At 71.9% G+C, this 15,793-nt stretch carries 17 protein-coding genes and 1 tRNA gene; 11 read left to right on the plus strand and 7 right to left on the minus strand.

From position 1 onward, the window contains the following. Positions 1 to 226: 226 nt before the first annotated feature. The gene (locus ACQEUX_RS21250; RefSeq protein ID WP_433051048.1) at positions 227 to 1,237 is read left to right on the plus strand and encodes an alpha/beta hydrolase; all 1,011 of its coding nucleotides are present in this window, start codon (positions 227 to 229) and stop codon (positions 1,235 to 1,237) included. Between the two features lie 29 nt (positions 1,238 to 1,266). Here the strand turns inward: ACQEUX_RS21250 and ACQEUX_RS21255 are convergent, their stop codons facing one another. Further along, a complete protein-coding gene (locus ACQEUX_RS21255) occupies positions 1,267 to 1,962 on the minus strand; it encodes a hypothetical protein (protein WP_433051051.1) in 696 nt (231 codons plus the stop codon). 160 nt (positions 1,963 to 2,122) lie between these two features. On the opposite strand from ACQEUX_RS21255, the gene ACQEUX_RS21260 reads away from it, so the two are divergent. Next, positions 2,123 to 2,195: transfer RNA gene (locus ACQEUX_RS21260), tRNA-Arg, on the plus strand. 122 nt (positions 2,196 to 2,317) lie between these two features. Here the strand turns inward: ACQEUX_RS21260 and ACQEUX_RS21265 are convergent. Further along, positions 2,318 to 2,788, minus strand: coding sequence for a nitroreductase family deazaflavin-dependent oxidoreductase (locus ACQEUX_RS21265; protein ID WP_433051054.1), 471 nt, complete (start codon positions 2,786 to 2,788; stop codon positions 2,318 to 2,320). Then, a complete protein-coding gene (locus ACQEUX_RS21270) occupies positions 2,788 to 3,411 on the minus strand; it encodes an NAD(P)-dependent oxidoreductase (RefSeq protein ID WP_433051057.1) in 624 nt (207 codons plus the stop codon). The genes ACQEUX_RS21265 and ACQEUX_RS21270 overlap by 1 nt, the downstream gene beginning before the upstream one ends. A gap of 101 nt (positions 3,412 to 3,512) precedes the next feature. On the opposite strand from ACQEUX_RS21270, the gene ACQEUX_RS21275 reads away from it, so the two are divergent. The 3 genes from ACQEUX_RS21275 to ACQEUX_RS21285 all read left to right on the plus strand — a co-directional run bounded on the left by ACQEUX_RS21275 (position 3,513) and on the right by ACQEUX_RS21285 (position 5,604). Next, positions 3,513 to 3,896: a winged helix-turn-helix transcriptional regulator gene (locus ACQEUX_RS21275; RefSeq protein ID WP_433051060.1), complete on the plus strand. Its 384-nt coding sequence runs from the start codon at positions 3,513 to 3,515 to the stop codon at positions 3,894 to 3,896. 161 nt (positions 3,897 to 4,057) lie between these two features. Further along, entirely contained in the window at positions 4,058 to 4,555 is a 498-nt protein-coding gene (locus ACQEUX_RS21280; RefSeq protein WP_433051063.1) for a SigE family RNA polymerase sigma factor, read from the plus strand. After that, a complete protein-coding gene (locus ACQEUX_RS21285; protein ID WP_433051066.1) occupies positions 4,555 to 5,604 on the plus strand; it encodes a hypothetical protein in 1,050 nt (349 codons plus the stop codon). The genes ACQEUX_RS21280 and ACQEUX_RS21285 overlap by 1 nt, the downstream gene beginning before the upstream one ends. 100 nt (positions 5,605 to 5,704) lie before the next feature. Here ACQEUX_RS21285 and ACQEUX_RS21290 read toward each other — a convergent pair whose 3' ends face one another. Both ACQEUX_RS21290 and ACQEUX_RS21295 read right to left on the minus strand, forming a co-directional pair. Continuing rightward, a complete protein-coding gene (locus ACQEUX_RS21290) occupies positions 5,705 to 6,592 on the minus strand; it encodes a discoidin domain-containing protein (RefSeq protein WP_433051069.1) in 888 nt (295 codons plus the stop codon). Positions 6,593 to 6,603: 11 nt separating this feature from the next. Then, the gene (locus ACQEUX_RS21295; RefSeq protein ID WP_433051072.1) at positions 6,604 to 8,205 is read right to left on the minus strand and encodes an alkaline phosphatase D family protein; all 1,602 of its coding nucleotides are present in this window, start codon (positions 8,203 to 8,205) and stop codon (positions 6,604 to 6,606) included. 302 nt (positions 8,206 to 8,507) lie between these two features. Between ACQEUX_RS21295 and ACQEUX_RS21300 the strand changes: the two genes are divergently transcribed. Beyond that, complete coding sequence (locus tag ACQEUX_RS21300) at positions 8,508 to 9,401, plus strand: septum formation family protein (RefSeq protein WP_433051075.1); 894 nt, start codon at positions 8,508 to 8,510, stop codon at positions 9,399 to 9,401. Between the two features lie 6 nt (positions 9,402 to 9,407). On the opposite strand, the gene ACQEUX_RS21305 is transcribed toward ACQEUX_RS21300, so the two are convergent. Then, complete coding sequence (locus tag ACQEUX_RS21305; RefSeq protein WP_433051078.1) at positions 9,408 to 10,412, minus strand: hypothetical protein; 1,005 nt, start codon at positions 10,410 to 10,412, stop codon at positions 9,408 to 9,410. Between the two features lie 136 nt (positions 10,413 to 10,548). Here ACQEUX_RS21305 and ACQEUX_RS21310 point away from each other — a divergent pair, with 136 nt between their 5' ends. From ACQEUX_RS21310 to ACQEUX_RS21330, 5 genes are all read left to right on the plus strand, one after another. Continuing rightward, the gene (locus ACQEUX_RS21310; RefSeq protein WP_433051080.1) at positions 10,549 to 10,944 is read left to right on the plus strand and encodes a VOC family protein; all 396 of its coding nucleotides are present in this window, start codon (positions 10,549 to 10,551) and stop codon (positions 10,942 to 10,944) included. A 120-nt stretch (positions 10,945 to 11,064) separates the two neighbouring features. Next, positions 11,065 to 12,243 (plus strand): sensor histidine kinase, encoded by a 1,179-nt coding sequence (locus tag ACQEUX_RS21315; protein ID WP_433051083.1) that lies wholly within the window; start codon positions 11,065 to 11,067, stop codon positions 12,241 to 12,243. A gap of 82 nt (positions 12,244 to 12,325) precedes the next feature. Then, positions 12,326 to 13,447, plus strand: a complete 1,122-nt coding sequence (locus ACQEUX_RS21320; RefSeq protein ID WP_433057033.1) for a hypothetical protein — start codon at positions 12,326 to 12,328, stop codon at positions 13,445 to 13,447. Beyond that, complete coding sequence (locus ACQEUX_RS21325) at positions 13,420 to 14,133, plus strand: response regulator transcription factor (RefSeq protein ID WP_433051086.1); 714 nt, start codon at positions 13,420 to 13,422, stop codon at positions 14,131 to 14,133. The genes ACQEUX_RS21320 and ACQEUX_RS21325 overlap by 28 nt, the downstream gene beginning before the upstream one ends. Before the next feature lie 72 nt (positions 14,134 to 14,205). Then, complete coding sequence (locus ACQEUX_RS21330) at positions 14,206 to 14,931, plus strand: hypothetical protein (RefSeq protein ID WP_433051089.1); 726 nt, start codon at positions 14,206 to 14,208, stop codon at positions 14,929 to 14,931. Here ACQEUX_RS21330 and ACQEUX_RS21335 read toward each other — a convergent pair. Beyond that, positions 14,813 to 15,793: a GlxA family transcriptional regulator gene (locus ACQEUX_RS21335; RefSeq protein ID WP_433051092.1), complete on the minus strand. Its 981-nt coding sequence runs from the start codon at positions 15,791 to 15,793 to the stop codon at positions 14,813 to 14,815. The genes ACQEUX_RS21330 and ACQEUX_RS21335 overlap by 119 nt on opposite strands.

A 15,793-nucleotide genomic window follows, 5' to 3' on the forward strand; every position in this document is an offset into this window, starting at 1 on the left:
ACCCACGCCCCTCGCCCTCGCCCTCGCCCTCGCCCTCGCCCTCGCGATCTTGCACTTACGAACCCCGAAACGGGGCTATTGCCCGTTATGCCACCGCAACAACTGCAAGATCGCGGGGGCGGGAGGGCGGGGCGAGGGCGGGGCGAGGGCGGGGGCGGGGCGGGCGGCGGGGGCGGGCCAGGACGAGGGCTACCGCTGGGTAGGTTGGCGGCGTAGCGTCGCGTTCGTGGAACCGGACGTGCTGGGGCCGCCGTACGAGCGGCAGACGATCGACCTGGGCACCGACGACGAAGGGCCCGTCGTCGCGACCCTGGTCCGGCGGCGGGCCGAGCGCCCCACCGGGCGGGCCGTTCTCTACGTGCATGGCTTCGTCGACTACTTCTTCCAGACCCACCTGGCCGACTTCTTCGCCGAGCGCGGCTGGGATTTCTACGCGCTCGACCTGCGCAAATACGGCCGCAGCCTGCTCCCGGGCCAGACCCCCAACTTCTGCCGCGACATCAGCGACTACTTCCCCGAGCTGGACGCCGCCGCCGAGATCATCCGCAAGGACGACGGGCACGACACCCTGCTGGCGATGGGCCATTCCACCGGCGGCCTGATCATCTCGCTCTGGGCCGACGCCCGCCGCGACGCCGGGACCATCGACGGCCTGGTGCTCAACAGCCCGTTCTTCGACCTGAACGCCCCCTGGGCGGTGCGCCGACCCCTCGCGGCCGCCATCTCCCGGCTGGGCCGCAGGGCGCCGCACCGCATCCTGCCGTTCGGGCTGGGCACGGTGTACGGCGAGAGCATCCACGCCGACCACCGCGGCGAGTGGACCTACGACCTGGAGTGGAAGCCGCTGGCCGGGTTCCCGGTCCGAGCCGGCTGGTTGAACGCGATCCGCACCGGTCAACGCCGACTACGCGCCGGGCTGGACATCCAGGTGCCGGTGCTGCTGGCCTGCTCGACCCGCTCCTTCCGGGGCACCAGGTGGCACGACAACGCGACCCTGGCCGACGCCGTCCTGGACGTCGAGCACATGGTCCGGTACGCGCCCCGCCTCGGCCGGCACGTCACCCTGGCCCGCTTCGACGGCGGGCTGCACGACCTCACACTCTCCGGCCCCGCCGTACGCCGAAAGGTCTTCGACGAGGTCGGCCGCTGGGCCGAGGCGTTCCTCGCCGCCGGCCCCACCGCCCCGGCCGACCCGGCACCGACCGACGCGGCAGGCGCGGCGACGCCCGGCGGCTGACCAGGCCGGAAGGCGGCGCGGGTCGCGGCTCAGAGGTCGGCGGACGTCGCCGGGAGGACGGCGCGAATCCGGTCGAAGGTCGCCACCGGGTGACCGCCGACGCCGGGCAGCACCAGGCCCAGGCAGTACAACGACACCTCTCCGGTGGCGTCAGACTGGACGACGAAGACCGGCGCGCCGACATACCCGGACGGCAACTCCGTGGTGATCCGCACGGCGTCCCCCTCGCGGACCACCCGCTCGATCGCCACCTCCAGCGGGCGAGACCCGTCGTCGCGTACCCCATGGGCCAGCACGAAAGCGGAACCGGCGTCGGCGCCGAGGCGGGCGATCACCTCGGGCCCGGCGGCGATTCCTGCGGGCACCGGCTGGACCCGCCACCGCCAGCCGCCGTCGCCGGCGTACCGGTGCAGGCCGCCGGTCGGCAGCGCCGCGACCCCGTCGCCCGGAAAGCGGGCCCAGCCGGGCACGATCTCGGCCTCGGAGACGACGGCCGGGGCCACCCCGGCCGGCTCGGTCACGCTCGCCCGCAGGCCCAGCTCACCACCCGGCGTGGCAACCAGGTCGGCCGCCGTCAGCAACGACTCCCCCACCGGGTCGTCGCCGCCCTGGAAGAAGAAGGCGGTGCCGAAGTCGCCCGACGACCGGTACGGCAGGATGGCGCGACCGACGATCTGGCACAGCTCGTAGGCGACGTCGTTCTCGGCGTCGGGATCCAGCAACACCAGCCAAAGGTACGGTCCGTGGCCAGGGCGGTCCGTGAGAACCCGGATGCCCGCCACATGGCCGACGTGAGAACCTGCTCGGCGACGTGGACGCCGGCACCCTTTTCGCCGCCCGGCAGCGGGACGGCGGTACCCTCTGGGCGCGACATCCACGTCACACGCGCCCGTAGCTCAGCGGATAGAGCAGGGGACTTCTAATCCCAAGGCCGCAGGTTCGAATCCTGCCGGGCGCACCCACCTCACCGCAGGTCAGCGGCTTCCCGCTCCCGGTCGGGTCAACTTGTCGAGCGCCTTGCCGACAGCTGGACGGACGTGGCTCTCCCGCTCCACGATCAAGGCCGGCCCGACGAGGAGATCAAGTTTCGCCGCAATCGGCGCTGTGGTCGCCCAGAGCGTCACCGTTCAGGTCTTCAACACGTCTCAGGAGAACCACGGGGATCTGCCGCGTGATTCGCTGTTGGTAGGTCGCGTATTCCGACATGGCCGAAACCATCAAACGCCACAGGTGTGGACGCTCTTCGGCAGTGGCGGGGCGCGCGCATGCGGTGAACGTCTCCGTACCGACCTGCACCGTGACGTACGGGTCGGCGAGCAGGTTGAGGTACCACGCGGGGTGGTGGTCTGAGCCGCGATTCGAGGCGGCCAGCACGTAGCGGTCGCCGTCGCGTTCGTAGACGAGTGCCGTGCGGCGCAGTTCGCCGCTCTTCCGCCCTCGCGTCGTCAGGAGCAGATCGTTCACGCCGGGCCGTGGCCGGCCTCCGGTCTCCTCGAAACGGCGGATGTGCTCGGCGACCCAGGCGTTCGGGCTGTCGTGGACCGTGGGCATCACACCTCCCGGACACTCGCGGCCGCGCGGTGGTGGCGGGGTGCCTCGATTTCGTCGAGCAGTGCGACCGCGAAGTCCGCGTAGCTGATCCGACTGGCCGGATCGCCGTGTTCGGCGAGCCGGTAGTGGCCGGTGCGCATGCCGTCGTGGTCGAAGTCGCCTGCGGGGGCCAGGTAGGCCCAGTCGAGATCGCAGGTCTGAAGCTCTTCAAGGCCTGCTGCATGGCCGAGGTAGAAGGACCGGTACTCGTTCGGGTAGCCGGGCTCGTCCATCAGGGCAGCACCGGACGGCCCGGGCATGATCGATGCGAGGCCGACCACCACCAGGCGGGGCACGCCCGCCTTCGCCAGGCCGGCGGCCAGGGTGCGGGACGATGCGGTGAAGAAGTCGTGCGGTGGCACGGACAGGTCAACGGCGGCACTGATGGCGGCGTCGTGCCCCGCGGCTGCGTGCGCGATGCTCACGGCGTCAACGACGTCGCCTGCCACCACCCGCACGTCGTCCAGGCCGCTGTGGCCTGCGGGGTTGCGCACTACGGCGGTGACCTGGTGGCCGCGTCGATGCGCCTCGGCGACGGCCTGCCGTCCGGCCCGGCCGCCCGCGCCGAAGACCACAATGTTCATGAGTAACGCCTCTCACCAGGGCCGGAGCCTGTGCGCTCGGCCGGTTTGCCGACGTTATCGAGGGTCGTGGTTTCCTCTGGGATACCAGTTATCGTTGGGCCATGAGGCAACCTCTGCCCGCCGACATGTTCGACGAGCTGTGCCCGTCCTCGCTTAATCCGATCCGATTCGGCGACAAGTGGGCGGCGCTGATCATCCGCTGCCTGGAGCATGGGCCTCGCCGGTTCTCGGAGCTACGTGTGCCGCTGCGCCGCGTCACCCCCAAGGTCCTCACCCGGTCGCTGCGCTCCCTCGAACGGGACGGGCTGGTCAAGCGCACCGTCTTCGCCGAGGTCAGCCCGCGTGTCGAGTACGAGCTGACACCGGTGGGCCGCAGCATGCTGGAACCGATTGCGGTCGCATGTGCCTGGGCCGAGCAGCATTGGGACGAACTGCTCGACGCCCGCGAGTCGTACGACAACACCCGCCTCGACCACGCCGGATGACACGACCCGTTAGAAGTGAACTCCGCCGCCCGCCGAGGCTCCGGAGCGGTCACTTCCGGAGCGTCCGCAACGACCACACCCCGTTAAGCTCGCCATGCCCGGTCGGCAAGAAAAGCCCGGTGGGTGTCTACAGGTTGGCCGACCTACGACGTTAATAGGGCGTGACGTTCGAGGAGTACGCATTCGCTCGCACGTCGGCGCTGGTGCGGCTCGCCCGACTGCTGACCGGCGACGAGCACCGGGCCGAGGACCTGGTTCAGGATGTCCTCGCCCGGGCGTACGCCCGCTGGGGGCGCATCTCGCGGACGGACCGTCCTGATGCCTATGTCCGTCGCATGCTCGTCAACGCCCACAATTCCTGGTGGCGCCAGCGCAGTAGCCGGGAGATCTCCGTCGCCGCCGTGACTGATCGGGCCGGCGACGTGGACGAGGCCGCCGGAGTCGCCGAACGTGACGCACTGTGGCGGCTCGTCTGTGATCTGCCGGCACGTCAGCGCACCGTGATCGTCCTGCGCTACTACGAGGATCTCGACGACACGATGATCGCCGAGATCCTCGCCTGTTCGGCCGGGACGGTTCGCACACACGCGAGGCGTGCCCTGGCATCGCTGCGTAGACGGCAGGAAGCACCAACCCCCGCACGGGCAGGAGAGTTCTGATGTCCAGCGATCTCGATCAGCAGCTCGCCGTCACGCTCAGGCATCGCGCGGGCGGCGACATCGACCCGACACCCATCGTGGAACACGCCCGTCATCGCGGTCGCCGGTTACGACTGCGTCGCCGCGGGCTGATCGCCGGAGGCATGGCAGCAGCGTGTGTCGCCCTCACCTCGGTGGTCATGGCGATCTCGGCCAGTCGGACCGCCGATGACCCGATCATGCCGGCGACGGCACTCATACTGCCGACAGCGTCGACGCAGACCGGTGCCACCGCACGCCCCGAAGATGTCGGTGCCGATCCCGCAGTGGTGCACTTCTCGACCGACACCCTGGTCAGCGGTGCCGAACACGCAACGTGGCGCGCCGGACGCGGCACCGAGAGCGTCGAGTTTCGGGGCCCAGGCGGCCAGGCCCGTTTCGTGCTGGCCGGCAGCGTCGCGTCGCTGGACGGGTTGCAGCAGACGTTGTCCTCGGACGGACGGCCGCAGCCGCGGACCGACGTACAGGTTGGCGACCGCCCGGGGGTCGCCTGGTTCGATCCGTCCGGTGACCGGAAACTGTGGTTCGTTCGCTGGCAACCCGCTGACGGGCTCTGGGCCCAGTTGGACACGTACGCGACCACCCGCGACGAGGCGACTGGCACGGCGCAACGGGTCCGGTTCGACGGCACCCACCGCTGCATCGTGCCGTTCCGTCTGGATTCGCTGCCGCCCGACGGGCGGCTGCTCGAATGCTCGGTCACGCTCGGGCGGTCGGAGGGTGGCTCTTTCGTCGAAGGCTCACTCGTCGTCGGTGACGCATCCGGTCGCTGGCTGACGGTTCGGGCGCAACTCGCCCCGGACGGTCGCGAGGCCCGACCCGGGGAACTCGTCGCGGGCCCCTACCGGGCACGCCGACAAGGGAGCGACGTACTGGAGATGACAGTCAAACCATGCCTCGTCGAGGCGTTCCGCGAGGGTTGGGGCAGCGGCTACACCGAGGAGGATGGCTTGGCGGTCCTCGGCGGATACCGGCCGGCCCGCGACCTCGATCGGCCAGACACGTGGTGACATCAGCCGCAGCAGGCAACGACCATCGGAATGCACAGCGTCCGGGCCGAGTCACCTCGGCCCGGACGCGGCGTCCAGCGGGATGTAGCGATCACCGTTGTCAGGAGGCGTACGCCTCGAGTTCCACCACCCGCGAGTAGCCGGCGGTCTCGTTGCTCGTCAGCGTCACGATCCGGAACGCGGTCGCGGTCACCGGGGGGAAGGTCGAGCTGACCAGACCGGCGACGTTGGCGCGCACCTGGGCAACGGTCTGCCAGTCGTCGCCGACCCGCACCTGGACGTCCCAGTCGCGCAGGCCGTATCGGGCGGCCGGGTACTTGGTGGAGTCGAGCGTGTAGACGTCGACCCGGCCGACCGTCTCGGGCCGGTCGAACGTCACCTGGAGCCAGTCGGGAAAGGCCCCCTTGTTCGCGTCGTTCCAACCGGTCGTGGATGCCCAGTGGTTCGAGTCGCGGTCGCCGTCCACCGCACCGCACGCCGGATACGTGGGCAGGTTCTCCGAGGAGGCCGTGACCGGCACGTACCTGGCGAGGTTGCCGGTGGTGTCGACCGGGCCCGGGGCGACCTCCACCGGCACCGAGAGCCGACGCTCACCGGACCGGACGGTGATCGCGTAGCGGCCGGGGGTGGTGTCCCGGGGTGCCGTCACCGTGATCGGCACCTTGAGTGTGTAGCCAGCGGGCAGGTAACTGGAGACCAGGTTCCTGGACAGCTTCAGCGGCGCGGTCACCTCAAGGAACGCGTCGGCGTAGACGGCCGCGCGTCCGGTGTTGCCGAACTGGAGCTGGAAACCCTGGTTCGCGCAGGGAGTCGGGGTGACCTGAACCAGGCTGACATCGGAGGCGAGACTCAGCCGGGTCGGGTCGGGTCGGTTGGCGACCGCGGGGGCCGTGCCGCCGATCGCCACCAGGGCGACGACGGCACCGGCGACAGCGGCCTTTCGGCCACGGGACAGGCCGGCGAGCCGGCGCCAGAGAGTACGGTTCATGGCTTTCCCCCTCATACCGGGTTCAGGCCGGGGTTGCCGGCCTCGACGGCGAAAGAACTGATCGTCTGGACCGGGGCGTCGGTCCGGTCGACGTACGGCACCGCCCGGTAGTCGGCCCGCAACTCGCGCTCGGTGAGCCGGACCCTGAGGTAGCCCCGCCGCTCGTTGACGAGCTTCAAATGCGGGTTGCTGTCGAGGAACTTCTGCCCGTTCGCGGAGACCTCGCTGCCGTTGCCGCCACTGCTGATCGACGTTGCCACCAGCTCGACGCCGTACGTCTGCGAGGCCGGGTCGGCGAAGTCGCGCTTCATGTCGAGCGCGTACGCGGCGTGCACGTCGCCGGTGAGCACGACCGGGTTGCGCCCCCGGAGCATGGCGAGCCCGTCGAGAGTGGCCTTCTGCTCTGCGGCGTAGCCGTCCCAGGCGTCCATGTTGTACAGGTCGCCAGCCGTCGGGTCCTGGTCCATCCGGCTCATGATCACCTGGTTGGCGAGCAGGTTCCAGGTCGCGTGCGAGGTGCGTACGCCGTCCAGCAGCCAGCGCTGCTGCTGGGCGCCGGCCAGGGCGCGCGCCGGATCACGCCGGGCCTCCGAGTCCACCTTCCAACCATCACCCGATGCCTGGTCGGCGCGGTACTGGCGGGTGTCGAGCACGTTCAGCTCGGCCAGCCGCCCGAAGGTGAATCGGCGGTAGAGCATGTAGTTCGGTCCCTGCGGGGCCGGCGAGCGCAGCGGCATGTGCTCCCAGTAGGCGCGGTAGGCGCTGGCCCTGCGGACCAGGAAGTCCTCGACCGGGGCGTTGGTCCTGGAGGTCAGGCCCGCGTAGTTGTCCTGCACCTCGTGGTCGTCCCAGGTAGGGATCCACGGCGCCGCCTGGTGCGCGGCGCGCAGGTCGGGGTCGGACTTGTAGAGCGCGTACTGGAGGCGGTAGCGGTCGAGCGTGTCGGCCTCGGTGCGGAACTGGCTCGGCACCGGCTCGGCGAGGTTGCGCAGCCCACCGGATGCGGAGACGCCGTACTCGTAGATGTAGTCGCCGAGGAACACCACGGCGTCGACGTCCTCGGCGGCGATGTGCTGGTGTGCCGTGTAGTAGCCGTCCGGGAAGGACTGACAGGAGGCGACGGCAAAGGTGAGCTGGTCGACCCGCTGGCCGGGTGCCGGGGTGGTCCGGGTACGGCCGACCGGGCTGATGTACGGGCCGACCTTGAAGCGGTACCAGTAGTGCCGGCTCGGCTGCAGCCCGCGCACGTCCACGTGCACGCTGTAGCTGTACTCCGGTCGTGCGGTCGCCCGTCCAGAGCGCACGATCCGCCGGAACCGCTCGTCGCTGGCAACCTGCCACTCCACCTCGACCGCGTGGTACGGCATACCGCCCAGCGGCTCGTACGGTCGCGGCGCCAACCGGGTCCAGATCACCACCGCTTCGGGCAGTGGGTCACCGGAGGCGACGCCAAGGGTGAACGGGTCGTCGGGCAGCTTCTCGGTGGCGGCGGCGGCGCTCGACCCACCGGGCAGGTTGGTGGCGAAGGCGAGCGCGGTCGCGGCACCGGTGACGGTCAGGAACCGCCGCCGGGCCAGACGGGCGGCCGGTCCGGGGTCTTCCACTGGGATCACGCGCAGGGCTCCTCTCGAAGGGACACGATTAGTCCTGCAGTCGTTGATCATTAAGTGGTAGCCACATGGCGAGCGGATGGCGAGCCGCTGAGCGCAGCGTGGACCGGGTCCGACATCCACTCATCGGGGCGACGTAGTGCCAGGTCAGCACGCCGCCAAGGTGAGGCATCCGGAAACGACCCCATCCGGTCGAACCCGCCCGGCCCAGAAGTAGCGGCAGGTAGCGCCGAAGGCAGGTGCCGGCTCGTCGCACCGGTGCCATAGGCTGCGCTCGCCGGCACGGGGGCCAACGGGGGATGCACATGCGACACCAGGGCAGGGCAGCGCTCACCGCAGCGTTCATCACGATGGCACTGGCGGGCTGCGGCACGCCGGCCGGCACGGACGGCGACCTGTCCGACGACTGGCGAGCGATGGCCCAGGCACAGCAGTTCACCGCGCAGGCCGGCGAGTGCCACGTGATCCCCGAGCCGACGGCATACCTGGCCACCCAAGCACCGGTGGACTGCGCCAAGACCCACCTGGTGGAGACGTTCCATGTCGGCACCTTCACCGGCGAGTTGGCCGCGCGACCTGCCCCACCCAAGGTGGGGTCGGCGGCCATGCGGCCCGCCTTCGCCGACTGCGACGCCCGGGCCAAGGAGTTCGTCGGCGGCGACTGGCGCAACGGTCGTCTGTCGGTGCAGGTAGCACCGACCTCACCGGCGGGATGGACGGGCGGCAGCCGCTGGTACCGGTGCGACATCTTCGAACTGGACGAGGTGGACGGCGCCAACGGTGACAGCGACCGGGCGATCCACCGGGCCGGCACGCTGCGCAACGCGGTCGGTAGCCGCTCCCCACTGTTGTACGGCTGCATGAACGAGGACGAGTGGAACCGGTTGCGGCCGGCCGGCTGCACGACCGCGCACCAGTTCGAGTACGTCGGCATCTGGACCGCCCCGGACCGCTCCTACGAGGATGCCGTCCGTGACGAGGACGCGGTTCATCCCGCCTGCCGCACCCTGGTCGCTCGCTTCGCCAAGGTGCCCAACGATGCCAGCCTGTCCTACCGCACCGGCAGCGCGTACCGCTTTCCCTCCCCGGAGCTGTGGGCGCGCGGTGACCGGGGGGTCCGCTGCTACTTCTGGTCCGGTGGTCGCAATCTCACCCGGTCCATCGCGGGCGGCGGTCCAGCGGTGCTGCCCATCCGCTGAACCTGCTCAGACAGGCCCCAGCAGTTTGGCCAGCGTGTCGTCGCCCTGGCCGAGTTGTGCTCCGCCGGCCGACGGCACGATCAGGAAGCGTCGGCAACCGTCGAGTTCCACGTACCGCTCGGGTCCGCCGGCACCGTCCAGCGGGCGCAGCACCGCGAAGCGGGCCGCCGGGGTGGCGCAGTCGACCACCGCTCGGCGGTTGGCCATCGCCCGGAGCACGCTCGCCTGGCGCTCGGCCGGTAGCGGGCCGCCGTACACGAAATCACCCGCCGGTTTGCCGCCGCCCCGCTCCGACGCGGGCACCTGGTAGACGCAGAGACGCAACGGTCCGGCTGCCGGAGACGTGGCCGGCACGGGCGGGCCGGGGCGTCCGTTGGTGGTCTCCACCCACACCATGTCCGCCCACTGTTGCGCGCATCCGGCGGCCTCGGCCGCCGGGGATTCGACCTGCCCGACGGTACGGGTGTCCACCGTGGTCCAGGGCAGCCCGGCGAGCGCGGCGCCCACCTCGGCGCGCGGCTTGCCGCAGGTGTCCGTCGGTAGGTACGGGCGCAGCCAGCGCCCCCGGTCGTCGAGCAGGGCCAGCCACGGCGGGATGACCATGTCGAGGGTGCAGGCGATCTCCCCGTCCGCCCGCTGGTTGGGCAGCCGGAGCGCGGCGAGCAGCGAGGCGATCTCCTCGGCGCGCCGCTCCGTGGCGACCTGCTCCCGACCTCCGGTGGGACCCGGCCGGATCTCCCGCCCACAGAGCACGGCGGCGACCGGGGTGAACGCGGGGTCGATGCGCCCGATCCTCGGCTCAGCCACGGTGGGTGTCGCCGTCTCGGTGTTCGGCACCGACAACACCGCGCCGGCCCGTGGTGCCGCTGTGGCGCAGGAGGTCCACGTGTCGACGATCTGCGCCGGACCGGGCTCGGTCGCCGGCCCGCCTTCCATGCTCGCGCACCCGCCCAACGCCGCAGCGAGTAGTGCCACCGCCAGTACCGACCTACCCGAGCGCATCCGGCTCACCGCCTCTCCACCAGCAGATGGGACGGACGGCGAGCACATCCGGTTCCGCCTCGGAGCGGTGATTGGCGGCGTGACGCGGGTGACCAGCGGGGACGCCGACGGGTTGACCGGGAGCGCCCGCCGTCATGATGGCCGGATGGCACATCTGGGACTTGTCGCGCTGTTGGTCAGGGAGTACGACGAGGCGATCGACTTCTACGTCGGGGACCTCGGCTTCGAGTTGGTGGAGGACACCGCCCGACCGGACGGTTCACGCTGGGTGGTGGTCCGCCCGGCCGGCGCCCGGGAGACGGCGTTGCTGCTGGCGCGGCCGAGCACCGCCGAGCAGCGGGCCCGGGTCGGTGACCAGACCGGCGGCCGGGTCGGCCTGTTCCTGTACACCGAGGACTTCGCCCGGGACCACGCCCGGATGGTGGCGGCCGGGGTGCGTTTCCTGGAGGAGCCGCGCCACGAGGCGTACGGCACGGTGGCGGTCTTCGCCGATCTCTACGGCAACCGGTGGGACCTGCTCCAGCCCCGCACCGCAGACTGACACATTAGCGACACTCCACGCACAACCGGTCATCGCTGGCCATCGGCCATGCTATTGTCCGATGTCGATCTCCGTCGCGCGGCCCCGGACCCGGGGCCGCTGTCGGAAGGACACTTCCCGATGCCGGCCGTTGCCACCCCATCCGTGCCGCCGCCCACGCTGGACAATCCGGCCGGTGGCGCGTTCGGCCTCATCTTCACCACGTTACCGGCGTTGCTGCGGCTGACCTGCGGGCTGGTCGGCGCGTCGGTGGCCCTGTCGGTGCAGTCCCCGCCGGTCGAGCCGGCCGTGTTGCTGCCCGGTGTTGCCGCGCTGACCGGCTGGTCACTCTGGTACGCCCACCGGGCATTGCGCCACGGCATCACCCCGGCCCTGGTCGCCGGTGATGTCGCGGTCACCACCGTGGCCTGTCTCCTCATCCCCGTGCTGGTGGCGCCCGAGGTACTGCCCGGCGAGGGCAGTTGGATCGCCGTGCTGGCCAGCGCCACGGTGATCAACGCGCAGGCCACCGCCCCGGCGCGCTGGTCCATCCCGGCCGGGCTGCTCGTCATCGCCAGCTACGCGACAGGCGCGCTGGCGGCCGGCAACCCCACCGAGGCTCGGGCGCACGCGGCCACCCTGCTGGTGCAGACCGCCTGCACAGCGATGATGACGGCGGTGATGCGCCGACGGATCGGCCGTGCGGACCGCGCGTTCGTCGAGCATCAGCGGCTGACCCGGGAGGCGTTGATCGCGCGGGCCGCCCGCGACGCCGAACGCGAGCAGAATCGCGACCTGCACGACACCGTGCTCGGCACGCTCACGATGGTGGGGCTCGGCGCGGTGGCCGGGCCCTCGCCCGCCTTCCGCGAACGGTGTGCCGCCGACCTGCGTACCCTCGTCGCACTCAGCGACGTCGGCCCGGTGGCCGGCGACGGCCCGGTGCCGCTGGACGGGCGGTTGCGGGTGGTCGCCGGCCGGCTGCCCGAGCTTTCGGTCCACCTGGATCTGGCGTCGTGCGCGGTCCCCGCCGGCGTGGCCGACGCGATCAGCGAGAGCGCCTACGCGGCGCTGTCCAACGTGGTCCGCCACGCGCCGGGCGCGCAGGCCACGCTGCGGCTGGGCCGGGACGCGATCGGCGTCGTGGTCGAGGTCGTCGACGACGGCCCCGGCTTCGACCCGGCCACCGTCCCACCTCACCGGTACGGGTTGCGCGAGTCGATCCGTGGCCGGATGGCGGCGGTCGGTGGGCGGGCCGACGTGCGCTCGGCGGTCGGCTCGGGCACCCGCATCCGACTGGAGTGGCCCGGTGTCGGCTGACCTCGACGCATCGGCGCCCCGCACCGCCCCACCGGAGGTGCCGAGCGGGACACCAGGCGGCGTCCCGGCGCCCCGGGGGCCGGTGTCGACCGCGGGGCTCGCCGCGCAGGCCGCCGTGGCGCACGCGTCCGACCGGGGAGCCCGGATCGTCGCCGTCGCCATCGCGCTGGCCTGGCACGCCGCGATCGGGATGCCGGCGGTGCTGGCCGCACGTGCCGACCTCGCCGCGCCGGCGGTGGTCCTCGGCGGCTGGGTGCTCGTCGCGGTGGCCGGCGCGGTGGCCGGGGTGCGGCTTCTCCGCGGGTCACCGCTGCCGCCGTGGCCGCTCGCCGGGCTGCTGCTCGCCGTCGACGCGGCGGTCTTCGCCGCGGTCGGTGAGCAGCAGTTGTTCACCGCCGCCAACTGGGTGTGGGGCACCCTCGGCTGGTTCTTCGTGCTGGCGCTGTGGGGTCGGCGGGTCGTCGGCCTGATCGCGCTGCTGACCACGCACGCGTTGATCGCGCTGGTCGCCGTGCTCGGGCACGGCCCCGACCCAGCCGACGTGGCGCGCTACGTGATGTACGTCTACGGCACGTTCTCGCTGCCGGTGGCGGTGTTCGTGGGCAGCGCGGCGATCGTCGCCCTGGCTCGGGACCGGGCCGCTGTGTCGGGCGCCAGTCATGCGATGGCCGCGGAGCGGGACGCCGCCGAACGTGGTCTTCGGGAACGGCGGGACCGGCTCGCTCTGGTCAGCTCGGCGGCCGGACGGGTGCTCGGCGAGTTGGCCGCCGGTCAGGCCGACCCGGACGACCCGGAGGTGCAGCGTCGGTGCGTGCTGGCCGCGACCCGGCTGCGCCGGCTGATCGCCGAGTCCGACGACGTGCCCGATCCGCTGCTGCACGAGCTGCGGGCCGCCGCCGACCTGGCCGAACGCAACGGCCTGCCGATCGACCTGGTCACCATCGGCACCCCGCCGCCGCTGCCGGTGGAGATCCGACGCCGGTTGGCCGACCCGCTCACCGGCATTCTCGCCGACGCCCAGGGCTGGGCCCGACTGACCGTGGTCTCCGGCCCGAACGAGGTGGTCGTCAGCCTGGTCACGCCCGACCGGAAAGGGCCGGAGGCGACCGGCCCGCCTTCCGGCGAGTACGACGACGGGCCGGTGCAGCACCTCTACGAACGGGACGGGGACATCAGATGGGCGCAGACCCGGTGGCGGAGGTGACCGGTGATCGTCCGGTCGGGGTGGCGATCGTCGACGACCACCCGGTGGTGGTCGAGGGAGTTCGCGCCTGGCTCGCCACCGAGCCGCGGCTGACGGTGCTGGCAACCGGCGACGACCCGGACGAGGTGCTGCGCGACGCACCGGACGCCGACGTGGTTCTGCTCGACCTGCGGTTGCACGGGCGGATGGCGCTGGACAAGTTGGCCGAGCTGAGCGCCGCCGGGCGGCGGGTGGTGGTCTATTCGGAGCACACCGACCCGCAGACGATGCTCGCCGCGCTGGACGCCGGGGCGGTGGCGTTCCTGGCCAAGCACGAGGGCCGGGAGCACTGCGTGGCGACCGTGCTGGCCGCCGCGAGTGACCGCCCGTACGTGCCGCCCGCCCTGGCCGGTGCCATGGTCGGCGACCCACGGCCGGACCGGCCGATGCTGTCCGACAAGGAGCGTGAGGCGCTGCTGCTCTGGTTCCAGTCGATGTCCAAGGCGTCGGTGGCCCGCCGGATGCAGATCAGCGAGCACACGGTCAAGCAGTACGTGGACCGGGCGCGGATCAAGTACACCCGGGCGGGGCGGCCAGCCGCCACAAAGGCGGCGTTACTCGCCCGCGCGATCGAGGACGGCCTCGTCCGCCCGGAGGAGATCGGCATCTACCGGTCACAGGCGACGCACGACCGGCCGACCCCCTAACGGGCGTCATGACAGCGGCCGCCCGATGCGCCAGGCTTCACAGCACAGCCAGCTGACCGGGAGGTCGTGACGATGCAGGCCGACGCGTCCCCCTTCTTCATCGGCCCTCACCGGTTCGACGCTCCGGACGACGATGTGGGGCCGGCCCTGGATCGCAACCACAACCTGCGTCCGGTGCCCGGCGAGCGGCTGCTCGGGCGGCACCGGCTACTGGTCGCGGGCTACCTGCTCGGGCCGAGCGAGGCGCGGCGCGGTTGGCGGCTGCCCGAGCCGGTCTCGGTGACGGTCACCGACCAGCGGGTCTGCTGGGCGGGCAGCGGCTCACAGTTGTCGCTGGTCGTCGACGACGACGCACCCCGGTCCCGACCGCTCGGCCGACTGAACGGCCTGATGAGCGGGCAGATCCGCTGGCAGTGGCCGTCCCGGTTGGAGCTGCCGGCAACCGAGCGGGCCGCGCCGACGCAGTTGCTGATCGTCTGCGACGCGTTGCGCACCATCCAGCAGCCCGCGTTGGCTCTCGGCGGGCCGCCCAATGAGGTCATCGCCCTGGCCCGGCAGGTTCGCCGGGCGGTGGCCATGTTCCGGCTCACCCGCCCGCAACTGGTCGACCTCTCGGCTCAGGAGCGCGACGTGCTGCTGCTGCGGGCCGGCCCCGGCCTGCTCGCCGGGGAAACCCGGGTCACGCTGCCCGGCTCGCTGCCGGTGGAGTTCCACTCCCGGGACGACTACTACCGCTCGGGTCCGGAGCCGACCTCCTGGAGCGGGCTCGCAGGCGGCGCAGCATCCGGGCATCGGTGAAGCCGACGGTCCGCGCTGCGGCCTCCACGGTCGTGCCGTGCCCGATCAGGTGCTCAGCGCGTTCCACTCGCAGCAGCTGCTGGTAGCCGAGCGGGGTGAGCCCGGTGGTCGAGCGGAACAGCCGGGTCAGCGTCCGTTCGGCCACGCCGCCGGCGGCGGCCAGCTCGGCCAGTGGCAGCGGCTCGGCGTACCGGCTGTCGATCAGGTCCTGTACCCGGTGCACCGAGTCGGACAGGTGGGAGCGGTGCCGCATCATCGCACTGGCCTGCTGCTCGTGCCCGTTGCGGCGGGCGTAGACGACCAGCGTGCGGGCGATCTTCGCTGCGGTCGCCGGGCCGTGCCGGGTGGCCACCAGGTGCAGCGCCACGTCGATACCACTGGCGATGCCGGCCGAGGTGACCACCCGGTCGTCGACCACGTACAGCACGTCGCGGTCGACCTGGGCCGCCGGGTGCCGGCGGGCCAGGTCGTCCTGGACCTCGTGGTGGGTGGTGCAGCGTCGACCGTCGAGCAGTCCGGCCCGCCCGAGGGCGTACGCCCCGGCGCAGACGCTGGCCACGGTGCCGCCCGCCGCGTGGTGCTCGGCCAGCCGCCGCAGGTCACCGGGGCACACCGGCCCCTGCGGCCCGTGCGCCGCCGGCCGCCAGCCGGGCACGATCACCAGGTCGTCCGGGGTCAGCTCGGGCCACCGGGTGTCGGCGACCAGCGGCACGCCCTGCACGGTGGACACCTGCTCGCGCTCGGCGACGTAGTGCAGCTGATAGTCGTACCCGAGGTCGGCGGCGCTGGAGAAGACCTGGGCCGGCCCGGCGAGGTCCAGCAGGTGCAGCTGCGGGACCAGCAGGAAGACGACCCGGGTCAT

This window comes from Micromonospora sp. CA-259024 (assembly GCF_050936255.1).
Lineage (GTDB): Bacteria > Actinomycetota > Actinomycetes > Mycobacteriales > Micromonosporaceae > Micromonospora.